We start from the raw sequence: 15,394 nt of genomic DNA on the forward strand, positions 1-15,394 counted from the left end.
GGTGACCTCGATCCTCGTGCTCAACGGCCCGAACCTGAACACGCTGGGCATTCGCACTCCCGACGTGTACGGGCACGACACCCTCGCGGATGTCGAGGCGCTCTGTCGGCGGGTCGCGGCCGAGAACGGCGTCGAGGTCGATTGCCGACAGACCAACCACGAGGGCGAGATGCTCGAGTGGATCCAGGCCGCACGGGGGCGAGTCGACGCGATCGTCATCAACGCCGGCGCCTGGACGCACACCTCGGTGGCGCTGCGCGACGCGCTCGTGATCCCCGAGGTTCCGATCTTCGAGGTGCACATCAGCAATGTCCACGCGCGTGAGGAGTTCCGTCACAACTCCTTCATCTCCCCGATCGCCAGTGGCGTGATCGTGGGCTGCGGAGTGGCCGGGTACGGCTACGCGGTGCAGCAGGCTGCCCGGGTCGTCGGCGCGTCACGAAACGGGTCCTGAGCTTCGCTGTCCCGCTATATGGCGGGATAGCGCTCCTCAGCGCCCGGTTGGTGACGCGCAGTCGGCCGCGCCTGTGGATAACCGGGTGCTTTCGGGGCGGTCCGTGCGCTGATGCTCGGCAGTATGTCGCGTATGAGGGGTTCGTGGACAGATGGTGGAGTGGTTTCGCGACGGCACCTGCTGGCTCACGGGACCGATCCGAAGGACATCGCCAGGGCGGTGCGGCAGGGTCGGCTCGCCGTGATACGCCGCGGGTGGTATCAGACCGCGGATGCCGACGACGCCGTGACGTCCGCAGTACGGCGAGGCGGCGTGGTCAGCTGCGTCAGCGCCCTGGAGAGGCATGGGATCTGGGTGCCGCCGGGGATCGATCGGACTCACGTTCGGGTATCGCATTTCGCGCGGTCGGCACGGCCGGGGGATTCCTGCACCGGATTCGGTCGCCTTCCTACCCCAGAGCGTGCGGTCGACCCGATTCTTCCGGCTCTGGCGTGTGCAGCGAAGTGTCTGCCCTGGGATCACTTCGTCGCGGCGTGCGATTCGGTGTTGCACCAGAACCGCGCGTGGGAGCTCGTCGATCTGGTGCCGGCGGTCGCGTCCGCGCCCCCGCGCGTGCGGTCTCTGCTCGATCGCGTCGACCGGCTCGCCGACTCGGGAACGGAGTCGCTGGTCCGAGTGCGTCTGCGGTCCAAGCGGGTCCGGCTGACGATCCAGGTGTACATCCCCGGCGTCGGCACCGTCGACACACTCATCGGTCGATCGCTCATCGTGGAGTGCGATTCCAGAGCGCACCATCTGGGCGAGGGTTACCAGACCGACCGCGCCAGGGACCGGGCCGCGCGCCGGCTGGGCTATCACCCCGTGCGGCTGACCTGGGAGGATGTGATGTTCCGTTGGCCGGAAGCGGAGCGGGAGATCCTGGACATGATCAGGATGGGGCTACATCGCCAGCGGGTTCGGTCAGGTCACCAACCGTGCTCTGAGGACGTCTATCCCGCTATATGACGGGATAGACGCCCTCAGAACCCGTTTGGTGACATGCAGGGGTGACGGGCACTACTTGGGGAGGCGCCCGCGAAGTCCGTCGACGATCAGATCCACGCCGCCGCTGAATGCGCGCTCGGTGGAGGTCGCGTCGGGGGCGTCGACAGCGCCGGCGGTGGCCATGAGTTCGCGGGTCTGCTCCTCGAAGGTGAAGCCGACTACGAAGTGCACGAGGGTCACCGCGGCTGCGCGAGCGTCGGCGGGTCGGGCCCCGGCACCGGCGGCGATCGCGGCGATCGGCTCGTGGAGCTCACGGGTGCCCAGCTTCGAGGCGAGCGCCGCGGATACGACCTCGGCGCCGTCGCGGTGCCGTCGCAGGACGGAACGCAGCGCGTGAGCGTAACCGGAGAGCTGACGGTCCCAGCGCATCCGCGACTTCGACGCAGCGGCGGCAAGCGCCGGATCGGCGAGGATCGTGTCGGCGATCGCAGCAAGCAGCGATTGTTTGTTCGGGATGTGCCAGTAGAGCGCCCCGGGCGCGACCCCGAGATCGGCGGCGACGCGCCGCATGGTGAGATCCGGTAGGCCGACCTCGTCGAGGACGCGGATCGCCGACGTCAGCACGTCTTGTCGGTTGATCCCCACGGAACTTGACTGTATCTCAGCTCTTCCCTTCTACTTGAACCGTGTTCAAAGCCGGCCCCATCGAGGCCTTCCGACTCCAGCCGCGCGATATCGCGTTGATCGCGATGTTCGCGGCGCTGACCTGTGTGCTCGCCGTACCCGGCGGGATCTCTTTCGGTGGCGCGACGCCGATCACTCTGCAGACCCTGGGATTCATGCTCGCGGCGACACTGCTCGGTGCGCCGCGCGGCGCGATCGCGGTGCTGGTCTACGTCGCGCTCATCGCGATCGGACTGCCCGTGGGCGCGGGCGGGCGTGGAGGCGTCTCGGTTATCACCGGCCCGAGCGGCGGTTACCTCATCGGGTCGATAGTCGGCGCGCTCGTCACCGGCTACCTGGTGGACCGGTTCGGCCGTCGCAACATAGCTGTCCTGTTGGGCGCCAACGTCATCGGCATGATGGTCATCGTCTATGCGATCGGTATCCCCTGGCAGTCGTGGCGCGTCGGCTCAGGATTGTTCGCCGTGGTGTCGAGCTCCGTGCAGTTCCTTCCCGGTGATCTCGTGAAAGTCGTGGTCACGGCGTTCGTCACCGTGGCGGTGGTGCGCGCATACCCGAAGATCGCCAGTGCGTGATGACGCGGTGCCGAACCGTGATGCACCGCCGGGCATCGTGCTCGACGGCGTCTCGCACGCCTTCGACGACACAGAGGTGTTGCGCGATGTCTCCCTGCGCCTGACGGAGCGGAGGATCGGCATCATCGGAGCCAATGGTTCCGGGAAATCCACGCTCGCAAGGACGTTCAATGGTCTGGTGGTCCCGGACTCGGGCAGCGTCACGGTCGCGGGTATGGATGTGCGGAAGGAGCGCGAGAAGGTGCGTGCCCGTGTGGGATTCGTCTTCGCCGACGCATCCGCCCAGATCATCATGCCCACCGTCGCGGAGGATGTGGGGCTGTCGCTGCGCGGGCGCGGGCGCCGCTCGAAGCGGCCGTCGGCGGAGACGGCCAGGCGGGTGGAGCGAGTGCTGGCCGAATACGGGATCTCCGACCTCGCGGACCGCCCCGCGCAGCTACTCAGTTCGGGCCAGAAGCAACTGCTGGCTTTCGCATCTGTGCTGGTCACGGAGCCGGAGATCCTCGTATGCGATGAGCCCACGACGCTGCTGGACCTGCGGAACGTGCTCAAGGTCCGGACGGTGCTCGCGCGACTCACACAGCAGGTGGTTCTGCTGACGCATCACTTGGAGCTACTGGACGATTTCGACCGTGTCGTCGTGATGGACGGAGGACGCGTCACCTACGACGGTGACCCCGCGTCCGCCGTAGCCTTCTATCGGGATTCGGCGGCGCGATGATCGGCACGTACGTCCCTCGGCGGTCGGTGATCCACCGGATCCCGCCGGGCGCCAAGCTGATCGCGGTGGCGTCCGGTATCACGGCGCTTGCGTTCGTTCCACGCTGGCAGTTGTTGGTGGCCGCGCTGATCCTGATCCTCGCCCTGTTCCCGGTGGCGCAGCTCGGGCCCCGATACGCGTGGCAGGCGATGCGCCCGGCACTGGTGCTGAGCGTTGTGCTGACCGCGTTCCACTGGCTCACGGACGGTCTCGGCGCTGCGGTGTCGCCGGTGGGCCAGTTGATCATCGGCATCGTCGCCGCGAACCTGTTGGTGTTCACCACCCGCGTCACCGATCTGGTGAACGTGATCGGGCGCGTCGCCGGCCCGCGAGTGGAGCTGATGCTCGCGCTGACGATCCGCTGCATACCGACGGTGGCCCTCGTCGTCCGCTCCACGAGGGAGGCGTGCTGGGCGCGCGGGCAACGGGTCTCGATCATCCGGGTGCTCCCGACGGTGCTGGTTCGTCTGATCCGTGACGCCGATCTCGTCGGTGAGGCCCTGGTCGCGCGGGGCCTCTGAGCCGCGTAAGGCGATGTAAGCCGCAAGACAGCGCTCGCTCGTACGGTCGGTGTCATGACGAACTGCGAGGTAGTTGTGGTGGGTGGTGGGCCGGTCGGCTTGATGGTGGCGTGCGAGCTGGCGCTGCGGGGAGTGTCCGCGACTGTGCTCGAGCGGCGAGACGCGATCGATCCGACAGTGAAGGCGGCGTATGTCAACGTGCCGGCCGCCGAGGCGCTGTTCCGGCGCGGACTGCTGCCGGAGCAGCCGAAGCCGCCCACGCAGGCGAGACCGGGCGCGGCGGGAAAGTCGGCGGGGCCGAGGTTCGCCGGCCATTTCGGCGGCCTTCTTGTGGACGCGTCCGAGATCGACGAGTCCGATCCGGGCTGGCGTGATACAGGTTTCGACGTCGGCATCCAGTTCCTGCCGCAGCAGGTGATCGAGGAGCGGCTGGAGGCCCGCGCGCGCGAGTCGGGCGTGGACGTGCGCCGCGGCGTCGAGGTCATCGATACGGTCGACCGCGGGGAAGACGTCATCGTCACCTGCGCGGACGGCTCCGAGGTGACGGCCCGCTGGCTCGTCGCCTGCGACGGCGGTCGGTCGGCGATACGTAAGCGCGCTGAAGTCCCTTTCGATGGCGACGGTCCCACGATGACCGGGCGTCAGGCGCTCGTGCGATGGACCGGCGCGGACGCCCTCCCGGTCGGCTGGCGACGTACCCCGACCGGCGTCTTCCGGCGACTCGGCGACCTCGTCCTCGCCGCCGAGTTCGACGGTGCGCCCGAGAACCGCGACGAGGCGATCACGTCCGACGAGCTCGAATCCAGCATCGAACGCGTCGCCGGAATCCGTCCGAACGTCAACGAGATCCGTTCCGCCACAAGATTCACCGACAACACGCGTGTGGCGCGAAGCTACCGCAGTGGCCGCATACTGCTCGCGGGCGACGCGGCGCACGTGCACCCGCCGTTCGGTGGGCAGGGGCTGGGCCTGGGCATCGTCGATGCCACGAATCTCGCGTGGCGGCTGGCCCTCGTGGTGCACGGGCATCCGGAGGGCCTGCTCGACGGCTACACCGAGGAGCGCCGCCCCGCGGCCGAGTGGGTCCTGCAGTTCACGCGGGCGCAGGTCGGAGTCATGCGTACCGACAGCCGCTCGCGCGCGGCCGGGGAGATGATCGCCCGGCTGATGTCGACGAGGGACGGCGCAACGATTCTGGCGCAGGAGGTATCAGGCGTCCGGCACCGGTACGAGCTCGGGGAGCCGCCGATCGGCGACACCGCCCCGAACGTGCGACTGGCCGATGGTGCCCGGCTCTCGGACCGGCTCGCCGCGGGCACCGGTGCCCTCGTCCGACCCGAGGACACCGTCGACCCGCTTCCGTTCCCGTACACGCTTATCCGTCCAGACGGTGTCATCGCCTGGGGCGGCGACGAGGCACCGGAGCCCGCGGCGTGGCCGGTCGATGTGCCCCCGGCGGCCTTCGGAGTGACCTCATGAGAGCTAGTGCGCCAGGAAGCCACCGAGCTGGTCGACGATGAGGTTCGCTCCCGTCGGCCCCAGGCCCAGGAACCAGACGTCGTCGTCGACGCGGAATGCCTTGTGGTTCCGGACCGCACCGAGCTGCTGCCATCCGGGGCTGCCGAGGACGGCCTGCTCGGCGGTCGCGGCAGGTGTGCCGTAGCTCGTATAGAAGAGGTAGTCGCCGTCGGCCTTCGCGAGGTTCTCGCGGCTGATCTCCACGGCGAGTTCGGCGACGTTCTGGTCCGTCGGGCGCGCAAGGCCGGCGTCCTGCAGGATGACGCCGATCAGTGACTTGTTCCCGTACAGGCGGGTCCTGCCGGACATGAAGCGCAACAGTGAGATGGTCGGGTTGCCGGTGACTTCGGTCTTGAGCGCCTTTGCGTGGTCGGCGTAGGTGTTGAGCGTGTCGACGGTCTGCTTCTCCATACCCAGTGCGGTGCCGACCAGCCGGAAGTTCTCCTTCCACGGGAAGCCCGGGCGGATGGAGAACACCGTCGGAGCGATCTTCGCGAGCGTGGGGTACAGGTTGTCGGCGCGCAGCTTGCTGCCCAGGATCAGGTCGGGCTCCAACTCGGCGATGGCCTCGAGGTCGAGTGCATTGATCTCGCCCACCGACGGAACGTCTCTCACGCGGCCCGCGAGGTACGACGGAACCGGGTTGGCGCCCTTGGTCGTCACCATTCCTACCGGTGTGACCCCCAGGGTGAGTACGTCGTCCAGCTCGCCGGTGTCGAGGACGACGATGCGCGTCGGCTTCTTCTCCAGAGTCGTCTCGCCGTTGGCGTGCTTGATGGTTCGCGGAAAGACGCCGGGTGCGGCGTCGGTGCCGAGCTTCGCGGTATCGGCGTCGGCCGTGCCGAAGCGTTCGCCGCCCGTCGCGACGTCCGTGTTGCCGGCCCCCTTCCGGTCACCGCCGGACGACGAGGAGCATCCGGCGAGGACCAGGAGGAACGCCAGGATCATCGCGACAGGCGCGGCGACCCTGGGTATGCGCTGTGCGTTCATGCGAGGAATCTACAGCAGCCTCCTAAGGCACGCCTAACCTCGTCAGGTGATCGACGCGATGGTGCGGTCGGCGGCGGGCGGAGAGAGCAGGTCGATCGCCGGGAGCAGGGCGCGCAGGACCGCGGGTGAGACCTCGACTGGGCGGTGCGTGATCGCACGCAGGATCCAGTCGCCCGCCTCGACGGGCGACAGGGCGCCGACGGAGTCGTACTCAGCCGTCGGCGCGATCATCTCGGTGCGCACGAGCGGGAAGTAGACGTTCGTGGCCCGGACCCCGGCACGCTCGGCGTTCAGCGTGCGCCCGAATATCGCGAGTGCGCTCTTCGATGCCGCATAGGCGGAGAATCGCGGGAATGTGTTGGCGTGCAACGCCCACGTGCAGACGTTGACGATCTGACCGTCGCCGCGATCGCGCATAGCAGGGAGCAGTCCCAGTGAGAGCTGCACCGCGGCGAAGTAGTTGAGCTGCATGGTGCGTTGGTAGTCGTGCAGCCGATCGGTGGAGTCCACGATGCTGCGCCGGATCGAGTGGCCCGCGTTGTTCACCAGCACGTCGACAGGCTCCCCGCCCAGCTCGCCCAGCAGGCCGTCGATCGCGGCGGTGTCCATGAGATCGCAGGTGAGCCAGCGGCATCCGGTCTCGTCGGAGAGCTCCCGCAGCGCGGCCTCGCGCCGGGCCACGCCGATCACCGTGGCGCCCCGGGCGGTGAGCTGCCGCGTCGCCTCGTGGCCGATACCTGCGGAGGCGCCGGTCACGACGACGGTCAGCCCGGCGACGTCGCGACCGGTACCGGACAGCGCGGCGTCGAGGGGTCCGGGCAGCAGTGTCCTGCGTTGGACCACGTTCTGGATGGATTTGCGGAGCGACATGATTCGATTATGACTTTCAGGTCACTTCCGCACAACCACCGTGAACGGACCGACGTCGCGGACCTCGAAGCGAGGGTCGTCGAACAGGGACGCTGGGAACGTGACGGTGTACCGACTGATGTTCGGGCTGTTCGGGTACACGTCCTTCGCGAGACGGAGCGTGAGCCCGGCGTCCGAGGTGCGGAACAGGAACACGTTGGGCGGGCGCCACTTCAGGGTGTCCAGGTCGCGGACCAGTTCGTCGGGCGACGACGCCTTCGACCACCGCTCGATGGCCGCGGCCCGGCCCCCGAAGTCGGCCAACGGATTCGCGTAGTTCGATGTGAGGTTCTGGAAGCCCCAGTACGGGTACACCGCGAGGAAGCCGTAGTCGGCGGTGAGCACCACCGAATCTGTGCGCGGCCGAGCGGTCAGCTTCCGTACGACACGATCCACCTCGGGGTAGTACTTCTCCGCACCGGCCGGCCGCGCGTCGGCGCGTACGCCGTTGCCGTCCGTGTCGGAGTACGCGGTTGCGATGACTCCGGACAGCTGCTGCGGAACAGTCTGCGCGACACCGATTCCCGCGAGTGCCGCCAAAACGAAGGCCGTCAGGCGCGCGCCGGGGCCTGCGGCGGTGCAGAGCGCCGCCACGAGGTCGACGACGCCGAGCGCGCCCGCTGCGGCGAGGACCACGTGCAGGACCGATTCGGTGCGGAAGCCGAGCAGCGTCGAGCCGGCCAGCGTCGCCGCCATCGACAGCAGTGCCCACAGATACATGCTGAGGATCATCAGCGCCGAGGCCTGCGCCAGGTCGGACGTGCGCAGCCGCACCAGCGACCACACGATTCCGATCAGCGCGAGCAGCCCAGGCAGCGAGGCGTGGAGCATCGGCAGGGGCAGGACGGTGCCCATGTCCGGAAGATAGTGGAAAGCCGAGCCTTTCGAGAGGCCCTCGCCCGCGGCCATCTTCGCGAGCACCGGTGCGTATGCCGGCAGCGCCAACACGAAGGCCACCCCGCCCATCGCGGCTACGCGGCCGATGACAGCGAGATGAGACGCGGCACCGCCGGTCCGCCGTCGCCGCCATGCGACGCCCAGCGCGGCGACGCCGAGCACGCACACCGCGAACGCCGCCACGCCCAGATAAAGCGTGTAGAACCACACTGCCGCACCGAGATACACACCTACGGCTAGCACTGCGAGCCAGCCCGCCGAGCCCGTCAGGGCGCGCCAGGCGAGGATCAGGAGGGGAGGCATCAGCACCGTCACCACCGCGCCGTACGGTTCGGCCGAGCCGTACGCGAGCATCGCTATCGTCGTGGCCAGCGCGGCTGCGATAGCGCGGGCGGGGGATACGACGGCGAACCAGAGGGCGAGGGCCAGCGCGCACGCCACGGCCAGCGACAGCACCGACCACGGTTTGAACGCCTCCCAACCGGTCAGCCCGGTGATGGATGCGAAACGCCCGCCCAGCCAGAACCAGCCCGGCGAATAGAACGGCGGCAGGCCGATATACGTCATATCGTGCAGCGCCGGCGATTGCGTGAACCGTGTCAGGAACTCCGTGCGGAACTGTTGATCGACGGTGATCCCGCCAAGATAGAGCTTCGTCGCGCCCAGCGGCAGGGACAGGGTCACGGTCACCATCGCCGCGGTCGCGGCGCATGCCACGGCGCGGTACGCCGCGGACGCGCGTGGCCCGGCGGCGCGCGAGAGACCCCACGCGCACAACGCGAGCACGACGATGCAGACGACGTGCCCGAACGTGGTCAGGGTGCGTGTGACGTTGGAGCTCGAATACGCCGGCCAGTGCACCAGTCCGATCGCGGCGAGCCCTACGACGGACACAAGCCCGCCGATCACCACTGCCATCGCCGCCGTGCCCGCGGGCGCCCATGCCCGCGCGCCCGACGGCGGAAGTCCCGTCGCTGCAGTTGCCATCGGGGTGTTAGATCGGCAGCTTCTTGAAGATCGGCTGGGGCACGTTCTTGAGGCCGAAGCTCACGAAGCCCCAGGGCGCCGGAGCGTAGATCAGGCTCTTGCCCTTGGTCGCGGCGTCCACAGCAAGACGGCCGATGACGTCCTTGTCGATGGTCAGCGGGGCCTCCTTGACGTGCGCCGAGAACTTGGTGCGCACCATGCCCGGCCGGATCACGAGCACCGAGCCGCCGAACGGCTCCAACGCCTGGCCCAGGTTCAGGTAGAAGCCGTCGAATCCGGCCTTGCTCGACCCGTACACGAAGTTGCTGCGGCGCGGGCGCAGGCCGGCCACCGAGCTCATCGCGATGATCTGCCCGTGCCCCTGCTCCTTGAACTTCTGCCCCAGCAGCACGCCCACGGAGACCGCGCCGGTGTAGTTCACCTGGGCGAGCAGGACCGCCTTGCGCTGGTTCTGCCAGAGCTCCTCGGCGTCGAAGTCGAGCGCGAAGGCGACGATTGCGACGTCGATGTCGCCGCCCGCCCACGCAGCGTCGATGGTCGCGGAGTGCGAGTCGAAGTCGGTGGCGTCGAAGTCGACGAGCTCGACGGACGATGCGCCCGCCTTCTCCACCTGCTCGACGGCGGCGGCGCGCAGCGGATCGTTCGGCAGCGCGGCGAGTACCACGCGCATCGGGCCCTTCCTCAGGTACTCCTCGACGATCGTGAGCCCGATCTCGGAGGTTCCGCCGAGCAGTAGCAGGGACTGGGGTACGCCTACGGCGTTCTTCATGAGATGAATTCCTTACGGGTTAGGCGAGTTCCAGGCGGCGGCCCATGTCGGACATGAACACCCCCGTGGGGTCGATGCCGCGTCGGGTCGCGATCCACTCGTCGACGCGCGGGTACATGGCGTGGAACATCTCGGCGGTCGTGCGCGAGTCCTTGGCGGTGTAGAGCCGCCCGCCCATCGCGAAGACCCGACGGTCCAGCTCGGTGACGAACTCGTGCAGCCCCTTCTTGATGGGGAAGTCGAGACAGACGTTCCAGCCCTTGAACGGGAAGCTCAGGGGAGCTTTGTTGCCGTCGCCGAACAGCTTGATCACATTGAGGAACGAGACGTGGCCCGACGCCTGCACATCGCGGATGATGCGCTTGAACTCCTCCTCGTTGCCCATCGGCACGATGAACTGGTACTGCAGGAAGCCCTTGGTGCCGTACGCCCGGTTCCACTCCCCGAACAGGTCGAGCGGGTGGTAGAACTGCGTCAGGTTCTTGATCTTGTTGTCCGCGTTGGACCCCATGCGGTAGTACAGCTCGCCGACGACGGAGAAGTCGAACTTGTTGGCCAGGCCGTTGGGGAAGACGTCCGGCAGTGTGATGAGCGCGGGGGCGTCGAACTTGAGCGGGTCCTTCGCCAGCTTGTCCGGCAGGTCCTCCAGCTTGGCGAGACTGCCGCGCGAGCCGGAGAACCGGCCCAGCTTCTTCTTCGAGATCGAGTCGAACCACCCCGACGCGTACTCGTAGCCGTCCTCGAACCCGTCCAGGTGCAACTGGATCGTCTCGTCGAGATCGCTTGTGACGCGCGTGTCCGCGAGGAAGTACGCGGTCTCGGTGCGTTGCATCTTGATCTTGGCGCGAAGGATGATGCCCGTCAGGCCGATGCCCCCCACGGTCGCCCAGAACAGTTCGCCGGTCGGGTCGTCCGGGGTACCGTCGGGCCCGATCGTGACGATGCGGCCGTCCGCGACCAGCAGCTGGAGCTCGGTCACATGGTTGCCGAAACTGCCGGCGCTGTGGTGGTTCTTACCGTGGATGTCGTGCGCGATCGCGCCGCCGACGGTCACCTGCCGCGTGCCCGGCAGTACGGGCACCCACAGCCCGAAGGGCAGGGCCGCCTTCATCAGGGTGTCGAGGTCCACGCCGGCGCTGACGTCCGCGATCGCGTCGTCGGCGTCGATGTCGTGGATCGCGTTGAGCCGCGTCATGTCGACGGTAAGCCCACCCGCGTTCTGCGCGGACTCGTTGTAGGAGCGCCCCAACCCGCGGGCGATGACGCCGCGGCGCAGGTAGGACGGCTTGTCGGCCTCGGCGTCGGCGACGAGCGCGACGGCCTTGGCGATCTGTTCCACGTCCGGCGTCGAGAGCACGTGCCCCTGGATGGGCGTGGTCCGCGACCACCCCATCAATTTGCGGGTCGTGATCGGCAGGTAGGTGTTCGGTTGCTCAGACATCGACTGACAGGCTACCGGCCCGGACCCGAACCCACGACGGCGTAGGCGCCCACTGTGCGTACCCGCATCCCGGCGAACGCCGCCGGATCGAACGCCAGGTAGCGAACGAAGAGGTTCGGGTCGTTGGGGAAGGTGTTCTCCGCTATGCGCAGGTAGTACGCGCCGGGCACATCCCGCGCCTCACCGTCGACGGTGGCACCGTCGGGTGCGGACCGCAGGAGGACGAACGCATCGGGGCGCCCGAACTCCGATCTGCCGAGGAGCTCTTCCAGCTGTTCGGGGCTCCGGGCAGTGGTCCAGCGACGGATCTCCTGGACGCGCTGGGGGTAGAGGCCGAGCGGGTTGGAGTACGGCCCGAACGACGCGAGGAAGCCCCAGTACGGGTAGTAGCTGAAGAGCGAGGTATCGGTGCTCAGGACCACGGTCTGATCGGCGGGCTTCCCCGTGAGGGCGCCGATCGTGGTCTGAACGGTGGCGAGGTCCTGCTGGTCCCGGTGCGGGCCGTTGTCCGCGCGCACCATGTCGCCGTCGACGTCCTGGTAGGCGGCGCGCAGCTGCGGGCCCAGCTTGGCCACGCCGTCCTGCGCGATCGCGACCGTCACGATGAGACCCAGCACGGCCGCGATGCGGGCGAGGCGGGTGCGCATGATGCGGGAGCCGAACGGCCCCGGAGTCCGGCGCGGCGGCGCGGCGTCGAGCCCGCCCCACCGCGCGGCCTGCGGGATCCGCATCCGGGCCGTCTGCGCGCGCAGCGCGTCGAACGTGTCGTACGCGGCCATCACGCCTGCGCATGCGTACAGCCCGTACATGGCGGCGTGCACCCGGAAGCCCAGCAGCGTCGCGCTGAACAATGTGAACACCTGCGATGCCAGCGCCCACCCGTACATGGTCAGCAGCCCGGCCGCGAGCGCCTGTGCGACGCGATCGGTGCGGATCCGCCATGTCATCCACACGGTCCCGACGAGGCACGTCAGCCCCAGCGCCGACGTCTCCGTCTGGGGCAGCCAGACCATCGCGCTCGCGACGGGCAGGAAGTCGGTGGCGCCGCCGGAGTCCGCAGTCGGCATGTGCGCGGCCGAGATCAGATACGGCAGCCAGACGGCCAGCGCGATCGGTCCGGCTACCGCCGCTATGAGGCCGAGGCGATGCAGGATGTTGCGACGCCCGGCTGCGTGTATCCGCCACGCGAAGCCGGCGAACACCAGCACTGCGACGGCCGCGACCGCGCAGTACAGCGTGTACGTGGCGGCCAGGATGCCGACGAACAGGCCGGTCAGCGTGCACGGCAACCAGCCCCCCTCGCGCAGTGCCTGCCAGGCCAGGACCATCATCGGCGCGAACACCATGATGAGTGTCGCGGCGTACGGTTCCTGCGAGTCGACGGACAGGGCGACGAGCACCGTCATCGTCGAGAGCGCGACGGCGCGGTGCGGTAGCACGTGCCGCCACAGTGTGTAGGTCAGGCCGGCCGCGATCGCGAGGGTGAACAGCGACCACGGCTTCATCGCCTCCCAGCCGGCCATGTCGAACAGGGCCCCGAACCGGCCGCCCAGCCAGAACCAGCCGGCCGGGTAGAACGGCGGCAGGTGGTGATACGTCATGTCCTGCAGCGCGGGCGAATCCGTGAGGCGGGTGAGGAACTGCGTGCGGAAGCTCTGATCGCCGGACAGTCCGCCGAGCCACAGGCGGCTGCGCAGCAGCGGCAGCCCGTACATCTCGATCGGCAGCGCACAGATCGCCACGAACGCGATCGCCCGCAGCAGATGCCGATGCCGGCCGCCCCGGGTGTTGGCCCGACGTTCGAGCAGGGTCGCGCCGACCAGCACCAGCAGCGTCAGCGTGAGAGCCAGCGTCGTCGCGGAGTGCAGCATATTGGACTGGGTGTAGACGGGCGGGTGCCACACCGCTGCAAGTCCCGTGATCGCCGCGGTCACGGCCACTGCGGCCACCAGCGCGCACGCCACATCCGCCGAGAACTTGGGCAGCGGGTTGGCCGCCCGCGGCTCGGGTAGGTCGAGGCGGGTGTTGGTCAACGGTTCTCCTGTCCGGTTCTGGCGACGACGGTGTACGGGCCCACGCGGCGGGCCTCGAAACCCGGCCCCGCGAACGCCGAGCGCGCGAAGTCGAGGTGTGACCAACCCGTGTTGGGGTCGGCGGGGAAAGTATCGCGCGTGACGTCCAGCCGTAGGGTGCGTGTGCCGGATGTCTCGAAGACGAACACCGTCGGGGGCCGCGCGGGTGACGCGTCGAGTGCGGCCGTGAGCTGCGCCGGAGTGCGTGCACGGGACCACTCCTCGACGAGCTGTTTGCGCCGCGTCTCGCCTGCGAGCGGATTCGCGTACTGGGCGATATACGACGTGAATCCGCGGTACCCGAAGCAGCTGAGCAGTGTGAAGTCGGTGGGGAGCACGACCGTGTCCCGTGGTGCGGTGCGGGTCATTTCACGGATCGCTGCGTCGACGCGCGGGAGGTATGCCTGGGCGCCCGCGGGCCTGCCATCCGCGCGCCGTCCGTCGCACGCGACGTCGGTGTACGCCTTCGCCCCGTCGGACCGGAGCTGCCAGGTGCCCTGCTGGGCGAGGGCGACCGCGATCAGCAGCGCTCCCGCGGCGATGGCGTATCTCGGGAGCGAGTGCCTGCGGACCAGCTCGGCCGCGGCGAGGGTAGCGGCTGCGCCGAGAGTCGCGTAGAGGATCGGGATCACGCGGAAACCGAGCAGCGTCGTTCCCGCGGCCGCCGCGAGCATCGACAGGAACGTCCACAGGTATGCGACGCCGACCGTGATCCCAAGGGCCTGCGCCCCCCGATCGGTGCGCAGCCGCAGCAGCAGCCAGACGGTGCCGACCGCCGTCGTCACGCCGAGCGGCGTGGCCTCGAACTGAGACAGCCACGCCGCCGCGCCCGCCGTCGGCAGATACTCCTGCGCGGCGCCTGCCGCCGACGCCGGGGACCGCAGCCACGCGATCAGGTAGGGCAGCCACACCACCAAGCCGATCAGCGCGGCTCCGCCCGCGACGGCCGCGAGCCTTTTCACGGCGCTCCGCCGCGTGGTGCGGGCGACCGCGGCCATGACGATCAGCGTGAGGATCGCGACCGCCGCGTAGAGCGTGTACGTGGCGACGGTGATCCCGAGGGCGATCGCCGTCGTGGCCAGCGCGCCGCGCCGGCCTGTCCTCAGCGCGTGCCAGGCGATGACCGCCATGGGCGGGGCGAGGATCGCCAGTGCTCCCGAGTACGGCTCCTGGTGGCTGGTGAACAGGACCGCGAGGACGGTGACCGTCGTCAGCGGCAGCGCGACGGTGGGCTGGATGCGGCGCCAGAGATACAGCGCCACGGTCGCCGCGACGGCGAATGTGAGCAGGCTCCACGGCTTCATGAACTGCCACGCCGGGATTCCGGTGATGTCCGCGATTCGGCCCGCCGGCCAGAACCATCCAGCCGGGTAGTACGGCGGCAGGCCGGCATAGTTCATGTCACTCAGGGCCGGTGACTCGGTGAGCCGCAACAGGTACTGGGTGCGGAACTGCTGGTCCAGGTGCAGCCCGCCGTAGTACAGCGGCGTCCTCGCCAGAGGGATGCCATACGCAAGGGTGGGGAGTGCCGCCGTGAGGACGTACGCCGCTGCGGTCCGTGCTGCGGCGGGTCGGATTCGGGCGCCGGACCAGGCCAGCGCGACGGTTGCGGCGAGGCACACGATGACGGCCGCGTTGGTCACAGCGTGCAGCGAATAGCCGACGGAGTACGGCGCGCCTCGCCATAGCCGTGCACCGAGCACTACCGCAGCCGTCACCGCGGCCGCGCTCGACAACGCTCCGGCAGCCTCCAGCACATGGGGTCGGGTCCGACCGGGTACGAGGTCAGGCATCGGCCGCAAGATTACCGCCCGCCTGCCCTGATCCGTGGTC

General features: G+C 68.8%; 14 protein-coding genes. 6 read left to right on the plus strand and 8 right to left on the minus strand.

Features of this window, described 5'->3' with window-relative positions:
• Position 1: 1 nt before the first annotated feature.
• Both aroQ and P0W64_RS19770 read left to right on the plus strand, forming a co-directional pair.
• Positions 2-454: a type II 3-dehydroquinate dehydratase gene (gene aroQ, locus P0W64_RS19765; RefSeq protein ID WP_275481895.1), complete on the plus strand. Its 453-nt coding sequence runs from the start codon at positions 2-4 to the stop codon at positions 452-454.
• Between the two features lie 159 nt (positions 455-613).
• Positions 614-1,459 carry a hypothetical protein gene (locus P0W64_RS19770; protein ID WP_275481896.1) on the plus strand — a complete coding sequence of 282 codons (846 nt, stop codon included), beginning with the start codon at positions 614-616 and terminating at the stop codon, positions 1,457-1,459.
• A 51-nt stretch (positions 1,460-1,510) separates the two neighbouring features.
• On the opposite strand, the gene P0W64_RS19775 is transcribed toward P0W64_RS19770, so the two are convergent.
• The gene (locus tag P0W64_RS19775) at positions 1,511-2,083 is read right to left on the minus strand and encodes a TetR/AcrR family transcriptional regulator C-terminal domain-containing protein (RefSeq protein ID WP_275481897.1); all 573 of its coding nucleotides are present in this window, start codon (positions 2,081-2,083) and stop codon (positions 1,511-1,513) included.
• A 41-nt stretch (positions 2,084-2,124) separates the two neighbouring features.
• Between P0W64_RS19775 and P0W64_RS19780 the strand changes: the two genes are divergently transcribed.
• From P0W64_RS19780 to P0W64_RS19795, 4 genes are read left to right on the plus strand one after another with little or no spacing between them, the layout of a single operon-like run.
• Positions 2,125-2,697, plus strand: a complete 573-nt coding sequence (locus tag P0W64_RS19780) for a biotin transporter BioY (protein ID WP_275481898.1) — start codon at positions 2,125-2,127, stop codon at positions 2,695-2,697.
• Positions 2,690-3,418 (plus strand): ABC transporter ATP-binding protein, encoded by a 729-nt coding sequence (locus P0W64_RS19785; protein WP_275481899.1) that lies wholly within the window; start codon positions 2,690-2,692, stop codon positions 3,416-3,418. Before P0W64_RS19780 ends, P0W64_RS19785 begins: the two co-directional genes overlap by 8 nt.
• On the plus strand, positions 3,415-3,978 hold the full coding sequence (locus tag P0W64_RS19790; RefSeq protein ID WP_275481900.1) for an energy-coupling factor transporter transmembrane protein EcfT: 564 nt from the start codon (positions 3,415-3,417) through the stop codon (positions 3,976-3,978). The genes P0W64_RS19785 and P0W64_RS19790 overlap by 4 nt, the downstream gene beginning before the upstream one ends.
• Before the next feature lie 54 nt (positions 3,979-4,032).
• Positions 4,033-5,457 carry an FAD-dependent monooxygenase gene (locus P0W64_RS19795; RefSeq protein WP_275481901.1) on the plus strand — a complete coding sequence of 475 codons (1,425 nt, stop codon included), beginning with the start codon at positions 4,033-4,035 and terminating at the stop codon, positions 5,455-5,457.
• Between the two features lie 3 nt (positions 5,458-5,460).
• On the opposite strand, the gene P0W64_RS19800 is transcribed toward P0W64_RS19795, so the two are convergent.
• The 7 genes from P0W64_RS19800 to P0W64_RS19830 are packed head-to-tail and all read right to left on the minus strand — an operon-like array spanning position 5,461 to position 15,354.
• The gene (locus P0W64_RS19800) at positions 5,461-6,486 is read right to left on the minus strand and encodes an iron-siderophore ABC transporter substrate-binding protein (RefSeq protein WP_275481902.1); all 1,026 of its coding nucleotides are present in this window, start codon (positions 6,484-6,486) and stop codon (positions 5,461-5,463) included.
• A gap of 42 nt (positions 6,487-6,528) precedes the next feature.
• Entirely contained in the window at positions 6,529-7,356 is an 828-nt protein-coding gene (locus P0W64_RS19805; protein ID WP_275481903.1) for an SDR family NAD(P)-dependent oxidoreductase, read from the minus strand.
• A gap of 21 nt (positions 7,357-7,377) precedes the next feature.
• Complete coding sequence (locus tag P0W64_RS19810; RefSeq protein ID WP_275481904.1) at positions 7,378-9,279, minus strand: arabinofuranosyltransferase; 1,902 nt, start codon at positions 9,277-9,279, stop codon at positions 7,378-7,380.
• Between the two features lie 7 nt (positions 9,280-9,286).
• Positions 9,287-10,048: a decaprenylphospho-beta-D-erythro-pentofuranosid-2-ulose 2-reductase gene (locus P0W64_RS19815; protein WP_275481905.1), complete on the minus strand. Its 762-nt coding sequence runs from the start codon at positions 10,046-10,048 to the stop codon at positions 9,287-9,289.
• 19 nt (positions 10,049-10,067) lie between these two features.
• Entirely contained in the window at positions 10,068-11,489 is a 1,422-nt protein-coding gene (locus P0W64_RS19820; protein WP_275481906.1) for an FAD-binding oxidoreductase, read from the minus strand.
• Positions 11,490-11,500: 11 nt separating this feature from the next.
• Positions 11,501-13,522 carry an arabinofuranosyltransferase gene (locus P0W64_RS19825; protein WP_275481907.1) on the minus strand — a complete coding sequence of 674 codons (2,022 nt, stop codon included), beginning with the start codon at positions 13,520-13,522 and terminating at the stop codon, positions 11,501-11,503.
• Positions 13,519-15,354 carry an arabinofuranosyltransferase gene (locus P0W64_RS19830; protein ID WP_275481908.1) on the minus strand — a complete coding sequence of 612 codons (1,836 nt, stop codon included), beginning with the start codon at positions 15,352-15,354 and terminating at the stop codon, positions 13,519-13,521. The genes P0W64_RS19825 and P0W64_RS19830 overlap by 4 nt, the downstream gene beginning before the upstream one ends.
• Positions 15,355-15,394: the final 40 nt, after the last annotated feature.

The sequence above is a fragment of the Tsukamurella sp. 8F genome (assembly GCF_029167375.1).
Classification (GTDB): Bacteria; Actinomycetota; Actinomycetes; order Mycobacteriales; family Mycobacteriaceae; genus Tsukamurella.

Excerpts from the sequence above, each read along its gene's own strand:
- P0W64_RS19790 (WP_275481900.1), top strand. The coding sequence starts at position 3,415 with ATGATCGGCACGTACGTCCCTCGGCGGTCGGTGATCCACCGGATCCCG.
- P0W64_RS19795 (WP_275481901.1), top strand. The coding sequence starts at position 4,033 with ATGACGAACTGCGAGGTAGTTGTGGTGGGTGGTGGGCCGGTCGGCTTG.
- P0W64_RS19800 (WP_275481902.1), bottom strand. The coding sequence starts at position 6,486 with ATGAACGCACAGCGCATACCCAGGGTCGCCGCGCCTGTCGCGATGATC.
- P0W64_RS19805 (WP_275481903.1), bottom strand. The coding sequence starts at position 7,356 with ATGTCGCTCCGCAAATCCATCCAGAACGTGGTCCAACGCAGGACACTG.
- P0W64_RS19810 (WP_275481904.1), bottom strand. The coding sequence starts at position 9,279 with ATGGCAACTGCAGCGACGGGACTTCCGCCGTCGGGCGCGCGGGCATGG.
- P0W64_RS19815 (WP_275481905.1), bottom strand. The coding sequence starts at position 10,048 with ATGAAGAACGCCGTAGGCGTACCCCAGTCCCTGCTACTGCTCGGCGGA.
- P0W64_RS19820 (WP_275481906.1), bottom strand. The coding sequence starts at position 11,489 with ATGTCTGAGCAACCGAACACCTACCTGCCGATCACGACCCGCAAATTG.
- P0W64_RS19830 (WP_275481908.1), bottom strand. The coding sequence starts at position 15,354 with ATGCCTGACCTCGTACCCGGTCGGACCCGACCCCATGTGCTGGAGGCT.